Annotated in this window: 21 protein-coding genes; 15 read left to right on the plus strand and 6 right to left on the minus strand. The window is 33.8% G+C overall.

What is annotated here, in order from left to right; genetic code table 11:
* Positions 1-24 precede the first annotated feature (24 nt).
* A complete protein-coding gene (locus tag KKQ76_RS00755) occupies positions 25-612 on the plus strand; it encodes a hypothetical protein (protein WP_213195386.1) in 588 nt (195 codons plus the stop codon).
* A gap of 59 nt (positions 613-671) precedes the next feature.
* Here KKQ76_RS00755 and KKQ76_RS00760 read toward each other — a convergent pair whose 3' ends face one another.
* The 4 genes from KKQ76_RS00760 to KKQ76_RS00775 all read right to left on the minus strand — a co-directional run bounded on the left by KKQ76_RS00760 (position 672) and on the right by KKQ76_RS00775 (position 5,414).
* Positions 672-1,862 (minus strand): efflux RND transporter periplasmic adaptor subunit, encoded by a 1,191-nt coding sequence (locus KKQ76_RS00760; RefSeq protein WP_213195387.1) that lies wholly within the window; start codon positions 1,860-1,862, stop codon positions 672-674.
* A gap of 99 nt (positions 1,863-1,961) precedes the next feature.
* Positions 1,962-3,233, minus strand: a complete 1,272-nt coding sequence (locus KKQ76_RS00765; protein WP_069798891.1) for an ABC transporter permease — start codon at positions 3,231-3,233, stop codon at positions 1,962-1,964.
* Between the two features lie 85 nt (positions 3,234-3,318).
* Positions 3,319-4,548, minus strand: coding sequence for an ABC transporter permease (locus KKQ76_RS00770; RefSeq protein WP_213195388.1), 1,230 nt, complete (start codon positions 4,546-4,548; stop codon positions 3,319-3,321).
* 176 nt (positions 4,549-4,724) lie between these two features.
* A complete protein-coding gene (locus tag KKQ76_RS00775; protein WP_213195389.1) occupies positions 4,725-5,414 on the minus strand; it encodes an ABC transporter ATP-binding protein in 690 nt (229 codons plus the stop codon).
* Between the two features lie 331 nt (positions 5,415-5,745).
* Here KKQ76_RS00775 and KKQ76_RS00780 point away from each other — a divergent pair, with 331 nt between their 5' ends.
* From KKQ76_RS00780 to KKQ76_RS00805, 6 genes are all read left to right on the plus strand, one after another.
* Positions 5,746-6,720 (plus strand): ribonucleotide-diphosphate reductase subunit beta, encoded by a 975-nt coding sequence (locus KKQ76_RS00780; RefSeq protein ID WP_213195390.1) that lies wholly within the window; start codon positions 5,746-5,748, stop codon positions 6,718-6,720.
* 18 nt (positions 6,721-6,738) lie between these two features.
* Entirely contained in the window at positions 6,739-7,005 is a 267-nt protein-coding gene (locus tag KKQ76_RS00785) for a hypothetical protein (protein WP_213195391.1), read from the plus strand.
* A 221-nt stretch (positions 7,006-7,226) separates the two neighbouring features.
* The gene (locus tag KKQ76_RS00790; RefSeq protein WP_213195392.1) at positions 7,227-7,475 is read left to right on the plus strand and encodes a hypothetical protein; all 249 of its coding nucleotides are present in this window, start codon (positions 7,227-7,229) and stop codon (positions 7,473-7,475) included.
* Positions 7,476-7,583: 108 nt separating this feature from the next.
* A complete protein-coding gene (locus KKQ76_RS00795) occupies positions 7,584-9,284 on the plus strand; it encodes a ribonucleoside-diphosphate reductase subunit alpha (protein WP_262897646.1) in 1,701 nt (566 codons plus the stop codon).
* Positions 9,285-10,048: 764 nt separating this feature from the next.
* Positions 10,049-10,930: a DUF72 domain-containing protein gene (locus KKQ76_RS00800; RefSeq protein WP_213195394.1), complete on the plus strand. Its 882-nt coding sequence runs from the start codon at positions 10,049-10,051 to the stop codon at positions 10,928-10,930.
* Positions 10,931-10,934: 4 nt separating this feature from the next.
* Positions 10,935-11,525: a Fic/DOC family protein gene (locus KKQ76_RS00805; RefSeq protein ID WP_213195395.1), complete on the plus strand. Its 591-nt coding sequence runs from the start codon at positions 10,935-10,937 to the stop codon at positions 11,523-11,525.
* 151 nt (positions 11,526-11,676) lie between these two features.
* Here the strand turns inward: KKQ76_RS00805 and KKQ76_RS00810 are convergent, their stop codons facing one another.
* Positions 11,677-11,970: a hypothetical protein gene (locus KKQ76_RS00810; protein WP_213195396.1), complete on the minus strand. Its 294-nt coding sequence runs from the start codon at positions 11,968-11,970 to the stop codon at positions 11,677-11,679.
* A gap of 69 nt (positions 11,971-12,039) precedes the next feature.
* On the opposite strand from KKQ76_RS00810, the gene glyA reads away from it, so the two are divergent.
* The 5 genes from glyA (at position 12,040) to KKQ76_RS00835 (ending at position 19,311) form a co-directional block, all read left to right on the plus strand.
* Complete coding sequence (gene glyA, locus KKQ76_RS00815) at positions 12,040-13,311, plus strand: serine hydroxymethyltransferase (protein ID WP_213195397.1); 1,272 nt, start codon at positions 12,040-12,042, stop codon at positions 13,309-13,311.
* A 51-nt stretch (positions 13,312-13,362) separates the two neighbouring features.
* The gene (locus tag KKQ76_RS00820) at positions 13,363-13,983 is read left to right on the plus strand and encodes an outer membrane beta-barrel protein (protein WP_213195398.1); all 621 of its coding nucleotides are present in this window, start codon (positions 13,363-13,365) and stop codon (positions 13,981-13,983) included.
* Between the two features lie 303 nt (positions 13,984-14,286).
* Positions 14,287-14,991, plus strand: coding sequence for a polysaccharide biosynthesis/export family protein (locus KKQ76_RS00825; protein WP_213195399.1), 705 nt, complete (start codon positions 14,287-14,289; stop codon positions 14,989-14,991).
* A 1-nt stretch (position 14,992) separates the two neighbouring features.
* Entirely contained in the window at positions 14,993-17,368 is a 2,376-nt protein-coding gene (locus KKQ76_RS00830) for a GumC family protein (protein ID WP_213195400.1), read from the plus strand.
* A gap of 137 nt (positions 17,369-17,505) precedes the next feature.
* Positions 17,506-19,311: an ABC transporter ATP-binding protein gene (locus KKQ76_RS00835; protein ID WP_213195401.1), complete on the plus strand. Its 1,806-nt coding sequence runs from the start codon at positions 17,506-17,508 to the stop codon at positions 19,309-19,311.
* 125 nt (positions 19,312-19,436) lie between these two features.
* Here the strand turns inward: KKQ76_RS00835 and KKQ76_RS00840 are convergent, their stop codons facing one another.
* On the minus strand, positions 19,437-19,976 hold the full coding sequence (locus KKQ76_RS00840; RefSeq protein WP_213195402.1) for a helix-turn-helix domain-containing protein: 540 nt from the start codon (positions 19,974-19,976) through the stop codon (positions 19,437-19,439).
* A gap of 634 nt (positions 19,977-20,610) precedes the next feature.
* Here KKQ76_RS00840 and KKQ76_RS00845 point away from each other — a divergent pair.
* The 3 genes from KKQ76_RS00845 (at position 20,611) to KKQ76_RS00855 (ending at position 23,450) form a co-directional block, all read left to right on the plus strand.
* Positions 20,611-21,246 (plus strand): DUF6266 family protein, encoded by a 636-nt coding sequence (locus tag KKQ76_RS00845; protein WP_213195403.1) that lies wholly within the window; start codon positions 20,611-20,613, stop codon positions 21,244-21,246.
* Between the two features lie 289 nt (positions 21,247-21,535).
* Positions 21,536-22,462 (plus strand): glycosyltransferase family 2 protein, encoded by a 927-nt coding sequence (locus tag KKQ76_RS00850; protein WP_213195404.1) that lies wholly within the window; start codon positions 21,536-21,538, stop codon positions 22,460-22,462.
* An 88-nt stretch (positions 22,463-22,550) separates the two neighbouring features.
* Complete coding sequence (locus tag KKQ76_RS00855; RefSeq protein ID WP_213195405.1) at positions 22,551-23,450, plus strand: glycosyltransferase family 2 protein; 900 nt, start codon at positions 22,551-22,553, stop codon at positions 23,448-23,450.
* Position 23,451 lies beyond the last annotated feature (1 nt).

Raw genomic sequence — 23,451 nt, forward strand, 5'->3', positions numbered from 1 at the left:
ACCAAAAACAATATCTTTGTTAGAATGAATAGTCTCAATTTTGTTTTACTTTTCCTCTTAATTCTAGCTCTTATTTTAAGTTTATTTAAAACAGGAGCCAGAGCGAGATGGGCTAAAAATATCAGATTTTTTATTGTAATTTTAGGTTTAGCATTTTTCGGATATTGGTTTTTTCAAAAGAGTTTCAGTAATTTTTTAGAAAAATCCATGTCGATTCAGGTGATTAACAGAGTGAACCAACCGCTTGATATTTATGCCATAAAAGTTATCGACAAAGACCAAAATAAATTCCTCACTAAACATTTAGGCAAAGTAAGAACCAATCATTACCAAATAGACTATTTTGTAATGAGCAATTCTAATGAATTTTGGGTGGCTGCTTACAATGTGAAAAATAAATTGGTTTACTTCTCTCAACATAGCGTTCAGAACAAAGAAGAAGACCAAAAAATAGAGGTGAGAACCTTTTTAAACCAAAGTCAAAAACTATCAGACATCGCCGAAAAAGTGATTGAAAAGAATAAACTAGAAAATGTAAACCAAAGCATTTTAGTGTCTCTTTCCCTATTGCTTTTGTTCTTAAATGTAGTGCTTTTAACAAGGAAAAAATAAAAAAGAACTTCTAGGATTTCTAGAAGTTCTTTATTTTCATTGATGCTATTAAGCGGTTTTTATTTTTTCTTCTCTTTCAATTCTTCTTTGTCTTTATCAGATGGGTTCCAAACTTTTACTTCAGAATCTTTAGTAATTCCCGAAAGAATTTGAACATTAATTCCATCAGATGCACCCAGTTTTACGGTCACTTTTTTGAATTTTCCGTCTTTCTGTTTTACTTCTACAAAAGGAACATCTTTACCATTTTGTTTTTCATATTGAATAAGACTTTCGTCTAAAAGTAAAGCGTTTTTCTGAGAGCTCAATACAATTTCGCCATTGGCAGAAAATCCTGCTCTAATGTATTCATTATTAGGGTTAAAAACGTCTCCTTCAATCGGGAATTTGATGGTTCCGTTTTCATCTTTTCCTTTTGGAGCAATCATGGTTACTCTTCCTGGGAAAGTTTTATTTTGTAAAGCACCGATGACGATGTTCATCTCCATGCCTTCCTTAATTTTTCCAGCTTGAGCTTCGTCTATTTTTCCTTCAAAAATAAGAGAGTTAAGGTCTGCAACACTACAAATAGTAGTTCCAGCATTAAACTGATTGGCTTCAATTACCTGATAACCAACTTTTACAGGAACTTCGAGTACCGTTCCCGTGGCTTTAGAACGAATTTGAGTAGTGGCAAGACTTTGTAAACCTTCGGCAACACCAGTTCTAGCGATTTGTAGATTTTTCTGAGCGGTTTGCAATTGTTGTTGAGCGTTTTTCAACTGATTTTGCATGGATTGCAATTGCTGTTGAGCAGTAAGAAATTCTTGTTTAGAAATTACGCCTTGAGTGTACAAACGCTGTTGCATCGCAAATTGCTGTTGCTGATTTGCCAAATTAATTTTAGCATTATTAATTTGAAGATTTGCATTTTGCACTTCTTGTTGAGCAGCATTTACCTGAGGAACGCTCGGCACAATTTTAAGGGTAGCAATAAGTTCTCCTGCAGAAACATGGTCGCCTTCTTTTACCAAGATTTTGTCTATAATCCCAGACATATTCGGCTTAATTTCTACTTCTTCTCTCGGAACTATTTTACCAGTAGCCATTACTTTATCATCAAGATTTTGCACGAATGGTTTTCTGGTGAGAAAAGCTTCGCTTTCTTGAGAATTAGATTTAATCAGGTAACTTATTCCCATCAGAAGTCCAGCTGCAAAAAGCAAACCTAAGAGAATATAAACTACTTTTTTGAAGGTTAAGTTTTTCATTTTATATGAAATATTTAATTGTTATCAAGTTTAATTTATTTTTTAATTCACCATTCACTTTTCCAAAAGAAAAAAATCACAATGGCAAATTCACATGTATTATTCGCTTCTTAAAGCTTCTATTGGTTTAATTTTCACGGCTCTTTGTGCAGGAATCATCCCGATGAGAAGTCCTAAAATCGTCATCACCGCCATTGCTGCAAAAACGTGTGAATAATTTACCGTAGGATTATAAAAAGGGAAAGCATCTTGGTTCTGAGTCATCGCATTGATAATCATCAAAAGGAAAATCCCGAAAATAAATCCTAATAATCCCGAAGTCAAAGTAATTACCACACTTTCCAGCAAAATTTGGTTTCTTACTTCAGAAGGCTTCGCTCCCAAAGCTCTTCGGATGCCTATTTCTTTGGTTCTTTCTTTTACGGTAATCAATAAAATGTTAGAAATCGCAATCACACCCGCCAAAATGGTTAGCGCTCCTACAATAATGGTGAGCAATTGCATTCCTGTTAAAAAGCCATACATTTTCCCGAACATTTTCCCCAAGTTGAAACTTCCAAAAGCATTGGTATCTTCAGGAGAAACGTTGTTTTTCTTTTTAAGTTCTAGTTTGGCTTGTTCTTCTACGGTTTCCAGATTGGCTTCTGGTTTACTCACGATGGCAAAAAAGCCTACTTTGTCTCCATCATTGTACATTTTAGTATAAGTAGAAAGCGGAATGTACGCTGTGGTATCATTATCCATAGGTCCACCAGCTTTGGCTACCTTATAAACACCGATAACGTTAAAGAAAATACCTTTGATATTGATAGATTTCCCAATAGGATTTTCATTTTTTTTGGCGTCAAAGAAGTTTTTATAAATTTCTTCACCGATGACAACTACGTTTTTACTCGCAGTAACATCTGCATCATTGATATATCTTCCGAAGATTAATTTCTTTTCAGAAATTTTATTTCCTGCAGGGTAATCTCCAGTAAGGGTATACGTGGTAGATTTTCCGTTGCGGTTCATTTGTTCACCAGGATTTCCAAAATTTCCTCTGGAGTTTTGAGGCGAAATGTAATCAATCTGTGGGATTTTCTTTTCCAATAAATCCATGTCAGGAAGGTGCAAACTCAGTTGTCTGCCTTTTGGGAAACCGTTATACGGAATAGTAGTATTCTGTGCCCACATAAAAATAGAATTGGTCGCAAATCCAGAAAATAATTTGTCAAAACCGTTTTCCATGCCTTTTGCAGCTCCCAATAAACTAACAAATAAAAACATACCCCAACCTACACCAATCATGGTGAGGAAAGTACGAAGTTTATTATTTTTAAGTGAATAATAAATTTCTTGCCACGTATCTATTTTGAATATGATGTTCATTTCTAATTTTTGTTTAGAGTTTCGTGTTCCGAGATTCGAGTGATTATTTCATTATCAAATTTTCAAATTACCACATTATCAAATTTTACTCCGCTCTCAATGCTTCTATTGGTTTTATTTTACTCGCTCTGTATGCAGGAACAAATCCAGCAAGCAATCCAGACATCACCAAACTGATAAATGCTACGGTAATCAATAGCCAACCAACACTTGGGTCTTTAATGAAATATTCTTCTAAACTATTGCCAATTAATTTCAAAGTCAAAACGCCTAAAGCAACGCCAATCAGTCCAGAAATTACGGTAATCACGATACTTTCTTGAATAATCAAAGACACAATGGTTCTCGGTTTAGCACCGATGGCTTTTCTTACCCCAATTTCTTGAGTTCTTTCTTTCACGATATAAACCATGATATTGCTAATCCCAATAATTCCTGCCAATAAAGTTCCGAGACCAATGAACCCCACAATCATGGTAATGACAAATAAAAATTGGAAAGAATCTTTCAAACCTTCTGCTCTGTTTCTTACGACCACGGCATTTTCATCATCAGGAGAAACTTTTTTTCTGGCTTTTAATTCCTTTTTCAGTTGGTCACTATAAGCGAGGGCTTGTTCAGGATTTAGTTTTTCGTCATAGGCAATGTAAACCGTGCTCACCGTATCAGAACCTTTTTTCATTTGCTGAAGCGTAGAAATAGGGATGGAAATCATACGTTCGTCCCAGTCACCACCATCATCAGAAAAAACGCCTATCACTTTGAAAACACTACCGTTAATCTCGAGTTCTTTTCCTACAGGATCTCCATTTTTGATGAGGTCACGCTGTACCATTCTACCGATTACGGCTACATTTTGTTTTTCGTCAATATCTTTTGGAGAGATAAATCTTCCGTTGAGTAATTGTCGGTTCTCTATTTTTACTTCTTCATCATTAGCTCCGCTGATTTGGTAGAAACCACTTTCTTTTCCATATTTTACATTAAGGTTGGTAGAATATCGTGGAGTAGAATACTGCACTTTTTCAGGATGAGCATCTACAATAGCATTATAGTCACTATTATTGAGGGTTACTTGTCTGTCAGCTTGTAAGCCTTCATAAGCAATGGTGGTTTTTCCAGTAAAAATGGAAATAAGATTCTGTGCATCTCTGGTAAATCCTTCTTGGAAAGCATTTTGCAATCCTTTTCCAATACCAAAGAGAACAATAAAAATATATAAACCCAGCGCTACGGTAAACCCAGAAAGCACCGTTCGCAATACATTACTGCGAATAGAACTGAAAATTTCTTGCCAACGGTCTATATCAAACATATTATTTCTTTAATTTTTTGCTTTACAAAGTCAATTTGCTTTGTCGTCAATTGTCAATTTTTTAAAAAATTTACCATTCATTTTTCAACTTTGTTGAAAAAAATCACCATTCACTTACTGTATTTTTTCCTCCTCATAATCTCATAACCTCATAACTTCATCACCTTATCACCACCTTACAAAACCACCTGCTGTATATACTCATCCGTTTCAATGACACCATCTTTCAAATGTACATTTCTCTTGGTTTGAGCTGCTACATCTGGTTCGTGGGTAACTACGATGATGGTTTTCCCTTCATTATTAATATCTTGAAGCAGTTTCATAATATCATGAGTGGTCTGAGAATCGAGTGCTCCTGTTGGTTCATCCGCCAAAATCACTTTAGGATTGGTAATTAAAGCTCTTGCAATTGCTACACGCTGTTTTTGTCCACCCGAAAGTTCATTAGGCAAGTGATTCGCCCATTGTGCTAAACCTACTTTCTCTAAATATTCCATTGCGCGCTGGTTTCTCTCTTTTCTAGGAACATCTTGATAATAGAGTGGAAGTGCTACATTTTCTAATGCCGTTTTATACCCAATTAAATTAAACGATTGGAAAACAAATCCCAAAAATTTACTTCTGTATTCTGCCGCTTTGGTTTCGGTGAGATGTTCTATAGGAATGCCATCTAATTCATAGATTCCGCTGTCTTTTTCATCTAAAATACCAATGATATTCAGTAAAGTAGACTTTCCAGAACCAGAACTTCCCATAATCGAAACGAACTCTCCTTCGCCGATTTCTAGGTTAATTCCTTTCAAAACGTGCAACTTATTATGACCGATATCGTAAGACTTATGTAAATCCTTGATGACTAGCATGGGCTTTTTTGGAATAAGTAGTAAATTTTAGAAACTTGTTACAAGAAAAAAAGAGCAAAAATTTTAAAATCTTTTGTTTAATTGTAAAATACTTTAAATAATGAAATTCTGTGTAATTGTTTAATTAAAAATACCTTGTAAAAGCCCTATTTAAGTGCCAAGTGCACGCAAAGGCTTTATTCATCAAACCTCTATGTAATTGTGGAAAACTTTTGCCCCTAAAAACCAAAAATTTAACATGAATGAGGTGTTTTCATTTTTGATTTATAACTTCAATTTCTATTTTTGTAGTCAGACTTAATCAGATAATTAATAAAAAAAGCAACAAGCTATGGGAATTTTTGACAAACGTATCAGTTATAAACCTTTTGAATATCCGGAAGTACTACAATTTGTTGATGCTATTAATAAATCTTTTTGGGTACACTCAGAAATAGATTTTACTGCGGATGTACAAGATTTCCATTCTAATCTTCAGCCTTACGAACAAAATGCGGTAAAGCATGCGCTTTTAGCGATTGCTCAAATTGAAGTTTCTGTAAAAACTTTCTGGGGAAATCTATACAACCACATGCCAAAACCAGAGCTTAATGGTTTAGGTGCTACCTTTGCAGAGTGCGAATTCCGTCACAGTGAGGCTTATTCTAGATTATTGGAAGTATTAGGATATAATGATGAATTCAATAATGTGATTGAAATTCCTGCCATCAGAGAGAGAATAGACTATTTGAATACGGTTTTAGCCAATGCGAAATCTACCAATCATAAAGAGTACGTTTCTTCACTGTTATTATTCTCTATTTTAATAGAAAACGTTTCGCTATTCAGTCAATTTGCGACGATTTTATCTTTTACAAGATTCAAAGGATACATGAAAAATGTATCGAACATCATTGCATGGACTTCTGTAGATGAGCAAATTCACGCCAATGCTGGAATCTATTTAATCAATAAAATCCGCGAAGAACAACCAGAATTATTGACCGATGCAGACATCGAAGATATCTATGGTTTAGTAGACCGTTCTGTAGAACTGGAAGCGAAAATTCTAGACTGGATTTTCGAAGCGGGAGAGATAGACATGTTCTCAAAAGAAGACTTGCTGAACTTTATGAAATATAGAGTAGACGATTCTTTGAAAAAAATTGGTATGAAACCCCGTTACAACGTAACACCTGAACAATACAAACCAATGATGTGGTTCGAGGAAGAAGTTTTCGCCAATTCATTAGATGACTTCTTTGCAAAAAGACCAGTAGATTACACCAAGCACGATAAAAGTATCACTGCGAACGATTTGTTTTAAATTTTATTTATAAAATAAATGGTAAAAGTAAAAATTAATACAACAAACGTTCAGTTTAATTCTGAAGATATTACTGTTGTTTTTCCAGAATCACCAAAAGTTGGTGATGAGATTTGTGTGCTAAATTTTTTGCCATATAATACAGAAGAAAGGGAAAGTTTTAAATATGAACTTGATAAAAATCACTTAAGCTTTAATGGTATTATAACTAAAAGGTTTTGGTTTTCAAATTCTCCAAAAGATGAGCCTATTCTTCTTATAAGTGTGAAAATGCTTAATGATTGATCTTCTGAAGCGAGCGTCAATTGTTTTCAAGATAGAGAATGTAAAAAATCAATAGGAACGGGCTTTAGCCCGTTTTCAAAATGAAAAAATCAATTTGGCTTTAGCCAAAACTTAAAAATTAAATTTTTAGAAAAATCAAGAGATTGCTTCGTACCTCGCAATGACAATCTTATAAAAGGAATAAGTAACTCGTAACACGAATTTCGAAACAAAACACTATTATGACGCCAGAAATTATTGATGAAGTACAGTTTACCAGATCAGAAAATTTCCATTTAGGAGAATTTATCTACATGGGAATGGGAAAAGTTAAAGAACAAACCGTTTGTATAGCAGTAGCTTATAAAATAGATTATTGTATTAAAAAAGCATTACAATTTGAAGAAGCAGATAGCAATGTAATTTTCACACACATCAACAAAGTGAAAGTTGGCGAATTAGATCGCTGTAGAAAATTTTATTGGAATTAGAAAAGTTCCAGAGGAACGGTAAGTTGGTAGATAAATTGATGTTGGGTTATAGAGAGTTCCAGAGGAACGCTCCATTGGTAGAATCCAGAGGAATGACCTAGTGGTAGCATCAAAAAATATAAAAAGAAACAAGAAAAGTTTAAAAAAAATATGGAAGAACAAAATACAGATATTTGGTGGTTAAATGAAGAGTCTGAGCAAATGCTAAACAGAGGTTACCTTTTGAAGGGAGAAACCGTAGAAGGCGCTATTGACAGAATTACTACAGCGGCAGCAAAACGCTTGTACAAACCAGAACTCATTCCTGCGTTTAAGGAAATGATTACCAAAGGTTGGATTTCTTTTTCGTCTCCAGTTTGGGCAAATATGGGAACTCAACGAGGTTTGCCTATTTCTTGTTTTAATGTTCACGTTCCAGACCATATCGAAGGCATTACCCATAAATTAGGAGAAGTGATTATGCAGACCAAAATCGGAGGAGGAACTTCTGGTTATTTTGGTGAACTGCGTCACAGAGGAACAGCCGTGACTGATAATGGTAAATCTTCAGGAGCGGTTTCTTTCATGAAATTGTTTGATACCGCGATGGATGTTGTTTCTCAAGGAGGCGTAAGAAGAGGAGCTTTTGCAGCATACCTAGACATTGACCACGGAGATATTGAAGAATTCTTAAACATCAAAGAAATTGGTAGCCCCATTCAGAACTTATTTATGGGAGTTTGCGTTCCAGATTATTGGATGCAAGACATGATAGACGGAGATATGGAGAAACGTAAAGTTTGGGCAAAAGTTTTAGAATCTCGTCAGAAAAAAGGACTTCCATATATTTTCTTTACCGATAATGTCAACCGTAATAAACCTCAAGTATACAAAGATTCTGGAGCGGTAATCAATGCGAGTAACCTATGTTCAGAAATCATGTTACCTTCTACAGCAGACGAAAGTTTCATCTGTTGTCTTTCTTCTATGAATTTAGAATTGTATGACGAATGGAAAGATACTGATGCAGTGAAATTAGCCATCTATTTCTTAGATGCGGTATTGTCAGAATTTATTGAGAAAACTGAAGGAAACTATTACCTTTCTTCAGCTCGTAAATTTGCTTTGAGACATAGAGCATTAGGTTTGGGCGTTTTAGGATACCACTCTTATTTGCAAAAAAACATGATTCCTTTTGAAAGTATGGAAGCGAAAATGTTCAACGCCAAAGCGTTCAAACAAATTCAAGAGCAATCTATTCAAGCATCAAAAGAATTGGCGAATATTTATGGCGAACCAGAAATGTTGAAAGGCTACGGAATGCGCAATACTACTACGATGGCAATCGCACCTACCACTTCTTCATCAGCAATTTTAGGGCAAACTTCCCCAGGAATTGAACCTTTTGCATCGAATTACTACAAAGCAGGTTTGGCAAAAGGAAATTTCATGAGAAAGAACAAATATTTAGCAAAATTGCTCGAAGAAAAAGGCTTAGACAATGAAGATGTTTGGAGAGAAATCATGCTGAATCACGGTTCTGTACAACACATGACACAGTTAACCCAAACCGAAAAAGACGTGTTCAAAACCTTCAAGGAAATTTCTCCAATGGAAATCATTACACAAGCGGGACAACGCCAACAGTATATAGACCAAGCGCAATCATTGAACCTGAATATCCCGGCTTCATTGGCGATTAAAGATGTCAACAATCTGATGATTGAAGCATGGAAACTAGGGGTAAAAACCTTATACTACCAGCGTTCACAATCTGTTTCTAAAGAACTCATGGTGAATTTTGTAACGTGTAGCTCTTGTGAAGCGTAATTCAATTGACGATTTTTGATTTACAATATACAAACCGCAGAAATTTCTGCGGTTTTTTTAATGACCTAGGGAACGAAGGCGTTAAGAAATTTAATCATATATTCGTTAAAAAATTCCTGCTGTTTGAACTCGTCAGAATGACGAGAGAGTTTCAGGGATTTTAGAATGTATGATTAAATTTTAGCCGAAGTTTCCAGTCTTGAACTTTTGTTACTTTTGGTTCAAGCCAAACCTAACGAAGTGGTTCGGTGAACAGAGAGAGCCAAAAGTAAAATTTATTAAAAAAAAACAACAGACAACTTCGTGGCTTCATTCTCTTTTACTCCTCGCAAAAACAAACATAAAATGCAATCTTTGTGTTCTCTGTGAATTCTCTGTGCTCTCTGTGTTAAAAAATCAGCGAAATCTGCGGGAAACTTTTAACTCTATAAAATCATAAATTCTTTTAGATTCCTACGGAACGATAAACGTAAAATCCAATCTTTGTGTTCTCTGTGAAAAAACTCTGTGCTCTCTGTGTTAAAAAATTAGCGCAATTCGTGAGAAACTTTTAACTCTATAAAATCATAAGCTTCTTTTATATTCCTACGGAACGATAAACATAAAATGCAATCTTTGTGTTCTCTGTGAAAAAACTCTGTGCTCTCTGTGTTAAAACTCTGCGAAATCTGCGGGAAATATAAATTCACTTTCTTTTTAGAATCTACAAGAAATTTTTACCTTTGAAACCAATCCCTTTTTCCTAATCCCTAAAAATTAAAAAAATGAAATTCGGACAAGTAGCAGACCCATCACAAATAGACTTCACCCTTCCGAAAGACCATCCTAAAACCCAAGAAATTCTAGGAAAATCTAAAGGAAACGATTTCAATATCTACATCGGTTGTGCCAAATGGAACAAAACCGACCTGAAAGGATTTTACCCAAAAGGAACCAAAGACGAGTTGAAATACTACGCTACCCAATTCAATTCTATTGAGTTGAACGCTACATTTTACTCTTTGCCAAGTCCAGAGCAAGTACTCACATGGAAAGAAAAAACACCGCCTAATTTTAAGTTTTTCCCAAAAATCACCAATACCGTTTCGCATTTTAGAAGACTGATTAATGTAACTGATGTGGTGACGGATTACGCAACTTCAGTTTTGAATTTCGGAGACCAGTTGGGAATGGTGTTCTTACAACTGCATGATAATTTCAAACCTAAAGATTTTGATAGAGTAGAAAAATTTGTAAAAGAATGGCCAAAAGAAGTTCCACTGGCGATAGAAGTACGCAGTGCAGAGTGGTTTGAAGAAGAAAACTTTGAGAAATTCTCTGAACTTTTAGAAGAAAATAACATCGCGAATATCATCGTAGATACGGCAGGTAGAAGAGATATGTTACATATGAGACTCACTTCAGACACTGCTTTTGTAAGATATGTAGGCGCTAATGCAGACAGCGATTATGCAAGATTAGATGATTGGTTAGAACGCATTAAACTATGGAAAGAAGAAGGTTTGAAAAACTTGTATTTCTTTGTACATCAAAATGTAGAATTGGCTTCACCGTTGTTGTCGGCTTATTTCATTGAGAAAATTAACGAAGCATTCGGAACAGAAATTCATGTTCCTGTAATGGCTCAACCCAAAACTTTGTTTTAATAAAATGAGCAAATATTCTGTAAATCCGAACGAAGAAGAAATTCTTCCTAATTTATTAAATTCTATTTCTCTGCGAGAAATCCAAGAAGCAGAATTTGAAGGGTTTTTGTATGCAGAATTGTTATTGACTACTCAACTTTCTGACAAGACAAAATTTGATGTTGATTACATTAAAAACATTCATTTTCTTGCGCTGAAAGATGTTTATGCTTTTGCTGGTAATTTCAGGACAGTCAATATTTCAAAACAAGGTTTTATGTTTCCGGCAGCGAAATTTTTAGATCAATCAATGCAAGAGTTTCAAACGGAAATTTTAAACAAATTGCTTAATGAATATGTAAAATTAGACTCTGTTTTATTTATTGAGGATATAGCAAGAGTTCATGCAGAACTATTATACATTCATCCTTTCAGAGAAGGAAATGGTAGAACTGCAAGGGTTTTACTTAATTTAATGTTGAGAAAAAATGGATGGGAGCCTTTAGATTTTTCTAAAATGAATGAAGAATTATTTCAACAATATGTAATAGCAGTTCAATCTTCAGCAATGAAAAATTACGAACCGATGAAAAAAGTTATTGAGCAGTTGTTTTAATTTTTTTCATAACTCTTTCGTAAGCATCACTCGCAAATTTGTCAGAAATTTTAATCTTTTCAATACCAAAAGAACCTCTTATGGAGATAAGAGTTTTCTTTTTGTCAATAACTATTTTTCTTGGTTTTTGCATAATTCAAATATACAAAAATTATCCTAAAAACTTAATTTCCTTATCCTTGAAATTATTTTTCTCTACTAGTTTATTCATGGTTTTCATCATCTTGTGACGAAGTTTTGCCATTTTTCTGATGTTTTTGTCTTCGCTGTAATCAAAGATGTTGTCTTTAAAGGTAAAGGTATCCCCATCTTTAAATTCAATATTATTTTTTTTGAGTTCTCCTAAAAGCATTAGATTGGTCATGCTTTCTAGAAGTAAATGTTCAGATTTCCCTAATGATTTCAAGGATTTTAGCAATTGTTTTTTATATTTTTTCTTTCCCATAATTATTAATGTAAACTTATCGCAAATATCTGTATAATTTCTTATTTTTGAGCAAAATTTAAATCTAATATGAGTAACGACATCATTTTTGAACTAATTGAAAGAGAAAGAGAAAGACAAACCAATGGTATAGAGCTAATTGCATCAGAAAATTTTGTTTCTGAAAATGTGATGAAAGCGATGGGAAGTGTCTTAACCAATAAATACGCAGAAGGTTACCCTGGTAGAAGATATTATGGAGGTTGCGAAGTGGTAGATGAGGTAGAAACACTGGCCATTGAAAGAGCAAAACAACTTTTCGGGGTAGAATATGCCAATGTACAGCCACACTCTGGTTCTCAGGCTAATGCAGCAGTTTATTTGTCTGTTTTAAAACCAGGTGATACCGTAATGGGAATGGATTTATCAATGGGAGGTCATTTGACTCACGGTTCTCATGTAAATTTTTCGGGAATTAATTTCCGTCCTATATTTTATGGAGTTGAAAAAGAAACAGGGTTGATTGATTATAACCAAATGCGTGAAGTAGCACTTCGTGAAAAACCAAAAATGCTGATTGCAGGTTTCTCTGCGTATTCTAGAGATTTAGATTATGCCAAATTCAGAGAAATTGCAGATGAGGTAGGCGCTACATTGTGGGCAGATATTGCACACCCTGCAGGTTTAGTTGCCAAAGGATTATTGAACTCACCATTCGAACATTGCCATGTAGTAACCACTACTACCCATAAAACGCTTCGTGGACCAAGAGGAGGAATGATCATGATGGGCAAAGATTTCGAAAATACGTATGGTCACAAAACACCAAAAGGCGAAACCAAAATGATGAGTGCCGTATTAGATGGAGCAGTATTCCCAGGAACTCAAGGTGGGCCGCTAGAACACGTAATTGCTGCAAAAGCAGTAGCCTATGCAGAAGCCATCGACCAGAAATTTGAAACCTACACCAAACAAGTGGTAGCAAACGCTAGAGCATTGTCTCAAGCAATGATAGACAGAGGTTTTGACATTGTAAGTGGAGGTACAGATAATCACCTGATGTTGGTAGACCTTAGAAATAAAAATGTAAACGGTAAAGAAACCGAAAAAGCTTTAGTAAAAGCAGATATTACGTGTAATAAAAATATGGTTCCTTATGACGATAAGTCTCCATTCATCACTTCTGGAATCAGATTAGGAACCGCTGCCATCACCACGAGAGGTTTATTAGAAAAAGATATGGAGACCATTGCAGATTTAATCAATGAAGTGGTGACCAATATCAAAGATGAGAATACCCTAGAGCAAATAAAACAAAAAGTACATCAGTTAATGGAAGGAAGAGCATTATTTAACGGATAATGTTGCTTAACTGAAATGAAAACTGTTAATTTGTTATAAATTTCATGATTTATGAAAAAAATATTCTTTGTTTTTGCCATTTTGCTTTCAGGATTTTCTTTTTCGCAAGAAGTAAGATGGGGAGCGATTGCAAATGTGCACTCTTCGTCTATCGAGGGAATTCATGACTTCTCAAGAGGGAGAATTGCGCCAAGTGTAGGCTTGTTTATGGAAATTCCTTTAGAAACGTTCCAGAGAAGTATCTATGCACCGCTTCGTTATTACATTTATCCTGTAGTAGAATTCAGCATGGAAGGCGAAAAAACCATTCTAGAGCAAGGCAGACAATATTACAGAAATGATTTTGTTGCTTTTGCATTGTATGGGAAATTTCACTTGTACAGAGGATATTTTGAGAATTTTTATTTCATGATTGGGCCTAGATTTGCTTATAATGTTTCAGAAAATAGAGCCGGACCTACCAATGAAGAAGCGGGGTACATAGGATTGAGAGATGATGATATGAAAAAACTGAATTTATCAGTTTCTGGAGCGTTAGGGTATGTAATTAGCGATAAGATAGAGGTGTATTTAAGATATGATCAAGGCTTATCCGAAGTATACCCTAATTATCAAGATCATAAAACTTGGAACAGATTAGTGGGAGTAGGATTTAGTTATTCTTTTAACTAAACAAAAAGCATATTATAAATGAAGCACAGTATTTTATTACTGTGCTTTTTGCATATAAATTGAAGCTTTTATAGAGTTGAGTTCAAAAAGGAATACACCAATAAATAAACCTTCTCACCAAAAGATTCTTAGGAAATAAAATTTATCCAAGCTCTCACTTTTTAAAATGATTGTTTATCATAAATTTATATTATTTTTGTCTAATAAATGACCCAAAATCACGTGAAGAACATTTTAAGATTTTTAATACTGCTTGTTTCACTGGCTGTAATTTCATGCGGTCCTAAAAAGGACATGATTTACATGGATAAAGACATAAACTACAATGCCGAAATCACCCAAGCCAGATTTCAGGGAAATAAGTTAATGATAGGAGATGTATTAGACATAAAAGTTACAGGTTATGATGAGATTGCCATCAAACCCTTTAACTTAAATACAATAAGTCAAATTAATAATGCCGAGGTAGGAAATACTTCTTCCTCAGCAAACTTGAATTATACAGTAGACAAAGAAGGTGAAATTAACTTTCCTACTTTAGGGAAAATCAAAGTTTCAGGATTCACAGTAGATGAACTGAAGACAGACTTAGAAGAAAGACTCAAAAAATATTTGCTTGAACCTATTGTCATCATCAATCAGCAAAATCAAAAATTAACTTTCTTAGGTGAGTTTAATAAAAAAGGAATGGTAACCTATTCTGATGAAAGATTAAATATTTTACAAGCTATTGCACTCGGTGGAGGAACCAATGAAAATTCAGACCTTACCAATGTAAGATTAATTAGAAATATAGATGGCAAAGACCAAACCATTACCTTAGACCTTACAGATTATAACCTATCTAATTCTCCATATTATTATATCCAAAATAATGATATCTTGTACGCTCTTCCAAACAGAGATGCACAGATTGCTGCAAACAAAACCCCTATTTTAAGTAAAATCCTAACCTATTCTGGAGTATTAGGACTTTTATTTGCGGCATATAATTTTATAAAAAATTAAAATGGAAACGCTTCAGCCCATACAATCTTCTCTACCACAAAGAGCTAAAAAGCTCAATATTAAAAAAGAAATCTTTAAATACGTAAGGGTTTGGTATTGGTTTGTACTCTCTTTTGTTCTTTTTGCCATAGCAGCAAAAATATATCTGAGATATACCACTCCTATCTACAGCTCCCAAGCATCAGTATATTTTAATAACTCTACCAAAAAAAGCACAGGCGTTATTGGGCTCAATGATTTGCAAAACATGGGAACAGGAGGGATCGCCAAAAATCCTATTTCAGATGAAATAGCCCTCATGAAGTCTAAGCCAATTTTGAGAAAAGTAGTTAAAAAACTTAATCTAGATGTAACCTTTGTTCAAGAAGCCAAAATCAAGAAAATAGAATTATATGAATTAAGCCCTTTTCGAGGGGAGATTATTGCGCTAAAAGACGAAAAAAATTTCGGAGGAGCTTCATATAAAATTAAAGCCTTAGACAATAAGAGATTTCTGCTTGCAAATCTAGAAGGCAAGAATCCTAAATCTTATTATTTTGATGTGCCTTATGACTTAGGATTTGGGATAGTAAAAATTTCTAAAGTTGAAGGGATAAATTACCAAGACTATATCAATGTAAATTTTTTCAACTACAAGAATATAGCGGCTGGTTTAGAGGGAGCCATCACGGTAACCAATCTCAATACAGATACCAATATCATGGACCTCTTCTACAGAGGTGAAATCCCACAAAAGTCAGAAGATATTCTCAATGAATTAATAAAGCAATATAATCTAGATGCAGACAATGACAAAAAGTTAGAAGCTCGTAACTCTGCTGCTTTTATCAATGAAAGGTTGCAACTCATTACCAGCGAGCTGTCAAACATTGAAGGGAAGAAAACCAATTATAAAAGATCCAACCAGATTTTTGATATAGAAACGCAGGCGCAATCTAGCATCAAAGGTTTAGATGAGGGAACCCAAAAGACACTAGAACTCGCTTCTCAACTAGAGATGGTAAATGCAGTACTCAGAATGGTCAATGCTCCCAATGATCAGTTGCTTCCTACCAATATTGGGGTACCTAATGCTGCGGAAGGCTTAATCACCCAATATAATGAATTGCTCCTCTTAAAAAATAAAACCCTGAGACAAGCCACACCTGCCAATCCTATGATTGTGCAGTTCAATAAAGATTTGTCTCAGCTCAAAAGTCTCATTAGAGAAAGTTTGAATAAATCCAAAGAAGTAATATCTACGAACTTAGGGTATCAACAAGGCAAAATATCTAAATACAAACAAGAAATGTCTATGTTTCCAGAGCAAGAAAATTTCTTTAAAAACATAGACCGCCAACAGAAAATTAAAGAAGCGCTGTATCTCTACCTACTTCAGAAAAACGAAGAGATTTCTATGGCTTTGGCAGTAACCACACCAAAAGTGAAAACCCTTAACCCTGCTTATACGACAGGGGTAGTATCACCCAACGCAAGCAAAATAATGCTCTATGCCTATGCACTAGGGTTATTGTTACCTTTATTATTTTTCTTTGTCAAGAATGCATTAGATACCTACATTCATACAAAAGAAGACATACTAGACTCAGTAAAAGACATACCTGTAGTAGCAGAAATTCCCAATATACCGAAAGGGGCAGAAAACATTATCGGTAAGAACGACCTCTCAGCTTTTGCAGAATCTTTTAGAATTCTCTATTCTAATATCAAGTATTTCTTCAATAAAAACGAGAAATGCCCAGTTATCCTCATTTCTTCTTCTATTAAAGGAGAAGGGAAAACCACCATTTCAGTAAATACAGCACTTACCTTGGCACAAAGCAAAAAAGTATTGTTAGTGGGAGCAGACATCCGAAATCCTCAGCTCAAACGATTTATGCACCTCAAAGGAGAGGGACTTTCAGAATTCTTAAGCAATTACGCTGCACAGCCCGAGAGATTTATTTCAGAATCTGCCATTAATCCAAACCTTAAGCTCATCCATTCAGGTGCCATTGCTCCCAATCCTAATGAACTTTTAGAAAGTGAAAAATTTGCAGACTTGTTAGACTATGCACAGCAGCATTTTGATTATGTGGTCATAGACTCAGCGCCTATGCTCATGGTAGGAGATACCTATAACTTAATCAAATATTCAGATGTGTTGTTATTTTTAATGCGCTCAGAATATACCGATAAGGAGATGATAGGATTTGCGAATCAGGTATCCAAAGACCACTCCAAGGGGAAAATGGCCATTGTGCTGAATGATGTAAGTTACCTAAATCTTACCTACAGCAATAAATATGGCTACGGATATAAATACGGTTACGGATATTCTTACACCGCAGATCATGATAAGAAACCTTGGTGGAAGAAGTTATTTTTTCTGAAATAAAAGCTTAATTCTAGGGAGGTTGGTGTATCTTTATGTTTTAATAGATGAAATTATAATGCTCAGTTTCAACTCTGGGAGAAGTGTCATATCTCATGACAATAAAATAGTATATCATATTGAGTAGAAACAGATTTTAGATGAAAAATACAAGTTTTGAAATAAAAGCTTATTTAGCCAAGCAGTTTAATACATTATACTATTTTTATCGTTATATAGGGTATAAGATATTTATATTGTTGGTATGCAGTTTTTTATCTGTTCTGGCAGATGGTTTGGGGATAACCATGTTTATTCCTTTATTACAAATTGCAGATGGTAAAAGTTCAGTAGCAGTGGATAATCAGCTGTACAATGTTTTGAATGCATTTGTTTCCTTTTTGGGGCTACCTTTAAACTTAGTTGTTGTACTGGTATTAATTGCTTTACTTTTTATATTAAAAGCATCATTTGTTTATTTTACTTTATCTTATCAGAATATAGTTTTACAAACTTTTATCAGAAAAATTCGTATTGATAATTCTATTGGTTTGAGTGAGCTGAACTATAAAGAGTTTGTTTCTTCTGATGTAGGAAGGCTTCAGAATACATTAACAGGAGAAGCAAATTTAGTAGTTTCGGCCTGTAGTTCTTATCTGGAAACCATAAAAAATGCGATGATTGTTGTCGTATATCTCGGTTTGGCTTTTACCTTAGATTTAAAATTTTCTATCTTAATTTTAGTTGGTGGGGTAATATCTCATCTTGTATATAAGCGTTTTTATAAAACGACAGTTACCCTCTCTAGGGATTTTACAGATTTGAGTAATGAATATTCAGGCTTGGTGGTTCAGTCAGTGAGTCAGTTCAAATACTTGAAAGCTACCGGGAGAAATGTTTTATTCCTTAATCGTATGAAGAGATTGTTGGATAAAATAATGACCAACAGCGTACGGTCTGGCAATATTTCAGCATTTCTTACGAGTGTAAGAGAACCTATGATGGTTATTATTGTATGCATAATCATTAGCGTACAGGTATTGGTTTTCAAAGATACTCTATCTTCTGTTATGGTTATTTTGGTTCTTTTTTATCGGGCAATGGCCTATGTTATTTCTATGCAAACCACTTGGAATCAGTATTTGGGAAAAGTAGGTTCTATGGAGAATATGAAAAGCTTTGAACATTATTTAAAAATCAACAAAGAACATAATTCTGGTAAGCTTCAGATTGAAGCTATTAACCAGATTGAAGTTAAAAATTTACATTTAAACTTTGATGAGGTAAAAGTGATTAATGGAATTGATATTTCGATAAATAAAAAATCTTCCGTTGCATTGGTTGGTGAAACGGGCTCTGGTAAATCTACTTTAGTAAATGTTATTTCTGGTTTATTGAAACCAACTGAAGGAGCAATAATAGTGAATGGAGTGCCGCTTACCGATATTAATCTTTTGGATTACAGAGCTAAAATGGGGTATGTGTCACAAGATCCTACCATTTTTAATGGTGATATTTTCGATAATATTACTTTTTGGACAGAGCGTACCCAGGAAAATAGAGATAAGTTTTGGAAGGTTGTTGAAATGGCTTCGCTAAAATCTTTTTTAATGGATTTACCCAAAAAAGAAGCTTCTTTATTAGGAAATAATGGATTGAATTTAAGCGGGGGACAAAAGCAACGCGTAAGTATTGCCAGAGAGTTGTATAGAGATATTGATCTTCTTATATTAGACGAAGCTACCTCAGCATTAGATGCGCAAACCGAAAAAGATATCAAAGATAGTTTAATGAAATTACACGGTAAAATTACCATTATCACCATTGCACACCGTTTATCTACTATTAAAGATGTAGATATTATTTATTTATTAGACAAAGGTACTGTAGTTGCGCATGGCACTTTTGATGAGCTCAAATTAAAATCCAGTTATTTTAAAACAATGACAGATTTACAAGGTATTTAATACTCTGCAATAAGAATGCAGATTAATTGCCAACCTTTGGACAGAAGATAACATTATATAACTACCGCCACCGCCCCAGCATTTGCTGGGGCGGCGTTGTATTCTAAAATTTCAAATCAATCATTTTAGTTTTTTTTAATTGGCAACCCTATTAATTTTATTTTCTTAGGCCAGAGTTTTAGGTGGTCGTGGTTTTTCTTTCGTTTAATTTGGGTGCGTTGCAACAGTCTTGCCATATCTTTTTGGGTGTAGGTTTTTTCAGAACTCGGAAAATAGGTCAGTCTTTTGGCCAATCGGTCTACATCTATTATTCTGCTTCTCGGTCTTGGCGTGTTATATCTTTTTATAAATTCATTAAGCGGGATGATATTGTCTTTTTCGCCTTCAGGAACTTCGGGTTCGTGTGCAGGCAAGACCATAAAATTTTTAGGATAGTAAATCTTACCCCCAAAGCGAATAAATCTTATTTCGCCGTTTTTTCTTCGGCGTTGCAAGGTTCTCTCAGAGACCTTTAGCTTATCCATCATTGAGACATTGTCATAAAACAATAAATCTTCATCAGATGGTCTGTCTAGAACAGATTCTGCTTTTTTTAAAGGGTTCATTACTTTTGAAACTAGCTCAAAGACTTTTTCTAATTCCTGTCCGATGATTTGGTACTTCATAAATTAAAAAATAATAAAATTATATAGTTATTAGCTTTTGTTTACCCCATTTTTTTACTTTGTAAATCAGAGGGATAGACCAAAAGTGTATTTCAAAATTAGCGAATAAATTTTTAAAAAAAATATTTTTTTTAGTTGTTTTAAAATAAAATTGTAAACTTTTTTACTAAAAAAAGTATATAATATTAATATTTTGAGTTACTTAAAATTAAAAAAATGTAAACTTTTTTAGTTCATATTGTTATCAAATTAATTATTGTTTGGAGTAAGTTTCCCTTGAATCAAAGTGCAGTCAAAGTGCAGTTTTGTTCGGAAAAAGTACCCGTTTTCCGAAGCAGACTCGAACCTGATTCGAACGTGATTCGAACAAAACCCTATTTTGAGGGGTTTAAAATCCCAATTTCTACCCTGTCTGTTTTTCGATTCTTAGAAAATCTTCCCATAAAATTAATCTCCTCACTCCAGCCAAAACGCCACTTCAAGACAATACTTGCTATACCTAGACAATACCCGACAAAAGCAGACAAGTAGTTGATTTACAATATTTTACAATTTATATTTGTACTCGTAATAGCGCTGCAGAGCTAATACAAGTGAATCAAATTTTTTGTATAACCCCTAAAAATAAATAACAGTGGGAAAAATCAAGACAGGAATCCTCGGAGGATTCCAAGGCAAAGTAGGAACGGTAATCGGTTCCACATGGAGAGGTGAAAGCATTATGAGAGCTTTACCTAAAACAGCGGCGAAAGCGCCAACTGAATCTCAAAGAATTCAGAGATTAAAATTTAAAGCAGTGAGTGAATTCCTTAATCCGTTAAGAAGCACCCTAAGTACTTACTTTGGAAATGACACGGGAGTGAAAAGCAAGTACAATATGGCCACTTCTTACCACATTACCAATGCGGTAGAGATTACAGGGGCAGGAACTCAAATTCTTTATGCTAGAGTATTGGTGGCCAAAGGTACACTCTTTGGATTTCAGAATCTTACCACTACACATTCCGAAACGGTAATCACACTGAATTGGGAAGACAATACTGTTTTCGGTAATGCCAAAGCAGAAGACACCGTAAATGTGGTGTGCTATATCGAGGAGGTGAATACCTTTTATGTCTTCGAAAGCATTGCAAACAGAGATGGACTTACCGCCAGTGTTACGCTACCGCAGAATTTCTTAGGGTATAATGTAGAAGTCTATGCATTTTTGTATGACACAGTTTCTAAAACCTCCAGCAATTCTGTTTATCTAGGGAACATTGCTTTCTAATCAGTAAATTTTGTGTGTGTAAAACAACTCTGAAAGTTTATGCTTAAAGAGTTGTTTTTATTTTAGGATACTCTATAAAAGCGAAGCGAAACAAAACCCCACCATTAATGTAGGCAAATAGATTTCAAAATCCACCCTTTAGGGACGGGGAAAAGATTTCAAAATCCACCCTTTAGGGTTGGGGCACAGATTTTGAAATTTTCGCTCTTTTTTATGAAGACTTTCAATAGTGACTTAAATAAAATCCCTATTTTTGAATAAAATAAAAACAACTAATTTTTTTTAGAGAATGCTCGCCATCATCATACCATATTTCAAAATTAATTTTTTTGAAAAAACCTTAGAATCTCTTGCACAGCAAACCGACCAGAGATTTCAGGTATATATTGGGGACGATGCAAGTCCTAATGCACCTACCGAACTGTTAGAAAAATATCAGGGAAAATTTAATTTTACTTACAAAAGATTTAATGATAATCTGGGAGGTATTTCGCTGGTGAAACAATGGGAACGTTGCTTGGCAATGATGCAAGATGAGGAGTGGTTTATGATTTTGGGAGATGATGATGTCTTAGGAGAGAAGGTGGTAGAGGAGTTTTATAAAAAAAAAGACAGTGTAGAAAAGTTGAAAATTAATGTAATAAAGTATGCAACAGTAGTTATAGATGATGATGATAATCAAATTACTAAAGTTTTTAGGAATAAAGAAATCATGAATTCATCAGATGCATTTTATCATAAAATGATTGACCAATCGAGGTCTTCTTTAAGTGAGCATATATTTAGAAAGACCACTTTTGATAAAATTGGTTTCAGAAATTACAAATATGCTTGGCATACAGACGATATGGCTGTACTTGAGTTCAGTAATTTTGGTCTTTTGTTTTCAATTAACGATGAAATAGTATATGTGCGTGTAAGCACACAAAGTATTTCTGGAGGTAAAGATAATAATGATATAAAATACAGCATTTCATTAGAATTTTATAAAGATTTGATAAATCTTAACCTAAAAAAAATTAATTATAAACAGAAAAAAATCTTAATTAGAATATACGAATCTGCACTTTTAAAAGTAAATGGTATTTCTTTAAAAAATCTTATTCATTTAAGTTATTTGTATATGAAAAATTATATTTTTTTAGATGTAGTTAGAATTTGGTATAAATCTTTTTTAGCTTTTCAATTTTTCAGTTATCCAACGAAAAAAAAATAATATTGAAAATAACCATCAATGAAGACTATTTGTTTTATTTTTAATTTTATTGATTGGACATATAAGAAAATAATTTTTAAATAATCAGATGTTAATTTCTATTATAGTGCCTATTTATAATGCAGAAAAATATTTGCATAATTGTATTCAGTCTGTTATAAATCAAAGTTATCTTCATTGGAAGTTGATTTTGGTCAATGACGGGTCTACAGATGCTTCATTGGAGATATGTCAAGACTTTGCAAAGAAAGATTCTAGAATTGTTTTTTTTTCACAAACCAATAAAGGTCAGGCAGCAGCAAGAAATTTTGGGGTATCACAGGTAACAACCCCTTATGTGACTTTTTTAGATGCTGATGACGCAATTTCATCAGATACATTATCTTCTAATATGGAGATTTTGGTTAATAATACTACTATTGACTGTCTACAATATCCAATTTATTGGAGTTATGAAACTTTTGACCAGCATAAAACTATTCAGAAACAGGAGCTAATTAGTGATAATTTTTATAAAAATTGGTTGATTAAAAAGAAAATTAGTTGGATTGTTTGTAATAAAATATTTAAAACTACAATTTTTAATCACCTTTCTTTCAAAGAAGGAATTGTATATGAAGATAATTTGTTTGTTGCAGGAATGCTCAGTTTTATAAATTCTATTTTTATTTCAGATAAAGGGCTTTATTATTATTATTCGAGACCAAGTTCTACTACAACGAGTAAATTAAGTCAAAAAAAAGAAGAAGATTCTTATTTTGTGACAGTTGAAATTGCTAAAATTTTGCACATAAAAGAGGAAAAACATCTATTATTAGATTTTTTAGTTAGAGCAATTAATATTAAAAAGTCACTAAAGATGAATTTTAATAAAAAAGTATATATTCCAAAACAATTGTTATGTGATAATTCTTTTAAAGAAATATTATTGTCACGCTTAACAATGAAGGATAAATTAAAACTAATATTAGAAAAAAAACTCTTTTAGA

Source organism: Cloacibacterium caeni (assembly GCF_907163105.1).
GTDB lineage: Bacteria > Bacteroidota > Bacteroidia > Flavobacteriales > Weeksellaceae > Cloacibacterium > Cloacibacterium caeni_A.

What these genes read in the sequence shown, in the direction of transcription:
- KKQ76_RS00755 (WP_213195386.1), top strand. Translation starts at nt 25, where the DNA reads ATGAATAGTCTCAATTTTGTTTTACTTTTCCTCTTAATTCTAGCTCTT.
- KKQ76_RS00760 (WP_213195387.1), bottom strand. Translation starts at nt 1,862, where the DNA reads ATGAAAAACTTAACCTTCAAAAAAGTAGTTTATATTCTCTTAGGTTTG.
- KKQ76_RS00765 (WP_069798891.1), bottom strand. Translation starts at nt 3,233, where the DNA reads ATGAACATCATATTCAAAATAGATACGTGGCAAGAAATTTATTATTCA.
- KKQ76_RS00770 (WP_213195388.1), bottom strand. Translation starts at nt 4,548, where the DNA reads ATGTTTGATATAGACCGTTGGCAAGAAATTTTCAGTTCTATTCGCAGT.
- KKQ76_RS00775 (WP_213195389.1), bottom strand. Translation starts at nt 5,414, where the DNA reads ATGCTAGTCATCAAGGATTTACATAAGTCTTACGATATCGGTCATAAT.
- KKQ76_RS00780 (WP_213195390.1), top strand. Translation starts at nt 5,746, where the DNA reads ATGGGAATTTTTGACAAACGTATCAGTTATAAACCTTTTGAATATCCG.
- KKQ76_RS00785 (WP_213195391.1), top strand. Translation starts at nt 6,739, where the DNA reads ATGGTAAAAGTAAAAATTAATACAACAAACGTTCAGTTTAATTCTGAA.
- KKQ76_RS00790 (WP_213195392.1), top strand. Translation starts at nt 7,227, where the DNA reads ATGACGCCAGAAATTATTGATGAAGTACAGTTTACCAGATCAGAAAAT.
- KKQ76_RS00800 (WP_213195394.1), top strand. Translation starts at nt 10,049, where the DNA reads ATGAAATTCGGACAAGTAGCAGACCCATCACAAATAGACTTCACCCTT.
- KKQ76_RS00805 (WP_213195395.1), top strand. Translation starts at nt 10,935, where the DNA reads ATGAGCAAATATTCTGTAAATCCGAACGAAGAAGAAATTCTTCCTAAT.
- KKQ76_RS00810 (WP_213195396.1), bottom strand. Translation starts at nt 11,970, where the DNA reads ATGGGAAAGAAAAAATATAAAAAACAATTGCTAAAATCCTTGAAATCA.
- glyA (WP_213195397.1), top strand. Translation starts at nt 12,040, where the DNA reads ATGAGTAACGACATCATTTTTGAACTAATTGAAAGAGAAAGAGAAAGA.
- KKQ76_RS00820 (WP_213195398.1), top strand. Translation starts at nt 13,363, where the DNA reads ATGAAAAAAATATTCTTTGTTTTTGCCATTTTGCTTTCAGGATTTTCT.
- KKQ76_RS00825 (WP_213195399.1), top strand. Translation starts at nt 14,287, where the DNA reads ATGGATAAAGACATAAACTACAATGCCGAAATCACCCAAGCCAGATTT.
- KKQ76_RS00830 (WP_213195400.1), top strand. Translation starts at nt 14,993, where the DNA reads ATGGAAACGCTTCAGCCCATACAATCTTCTCTACCACAAAGAGCTAAA.
- KKQ76_RS00835 (WP_213195401.1), top strand. Translation starts at nt 17,506, where the DNA reads ATGAAAAATACAAGTTTTGAAATAAAAGCTTATTTAGCCAAGCAGTTT.
- KKQ76_RS00840 (WP_213195402.1), bottom strand. Translation starts at nt 19,976, where the DNA reads ATGAAGTACCAAATCATCGGACAGGAATTAGAAAAAGTCTTTGAGCTA.
- KKQ76_RS00850 (WP_213195404.1), top strand. Translation starts at nt 21,536, where the DNA reads ATGCTCGCCATCATCATACCATATTTCAAAATTAATTTTTTTGAAAAA.
- KKQ76_RS00855 (WP_213195405.1), top strand. Translation starts at nt 22,551, where the DNA reads ATGTTAATTTCTATTATAGTGCCTATTTATAATGCAGAAAAATATTTG.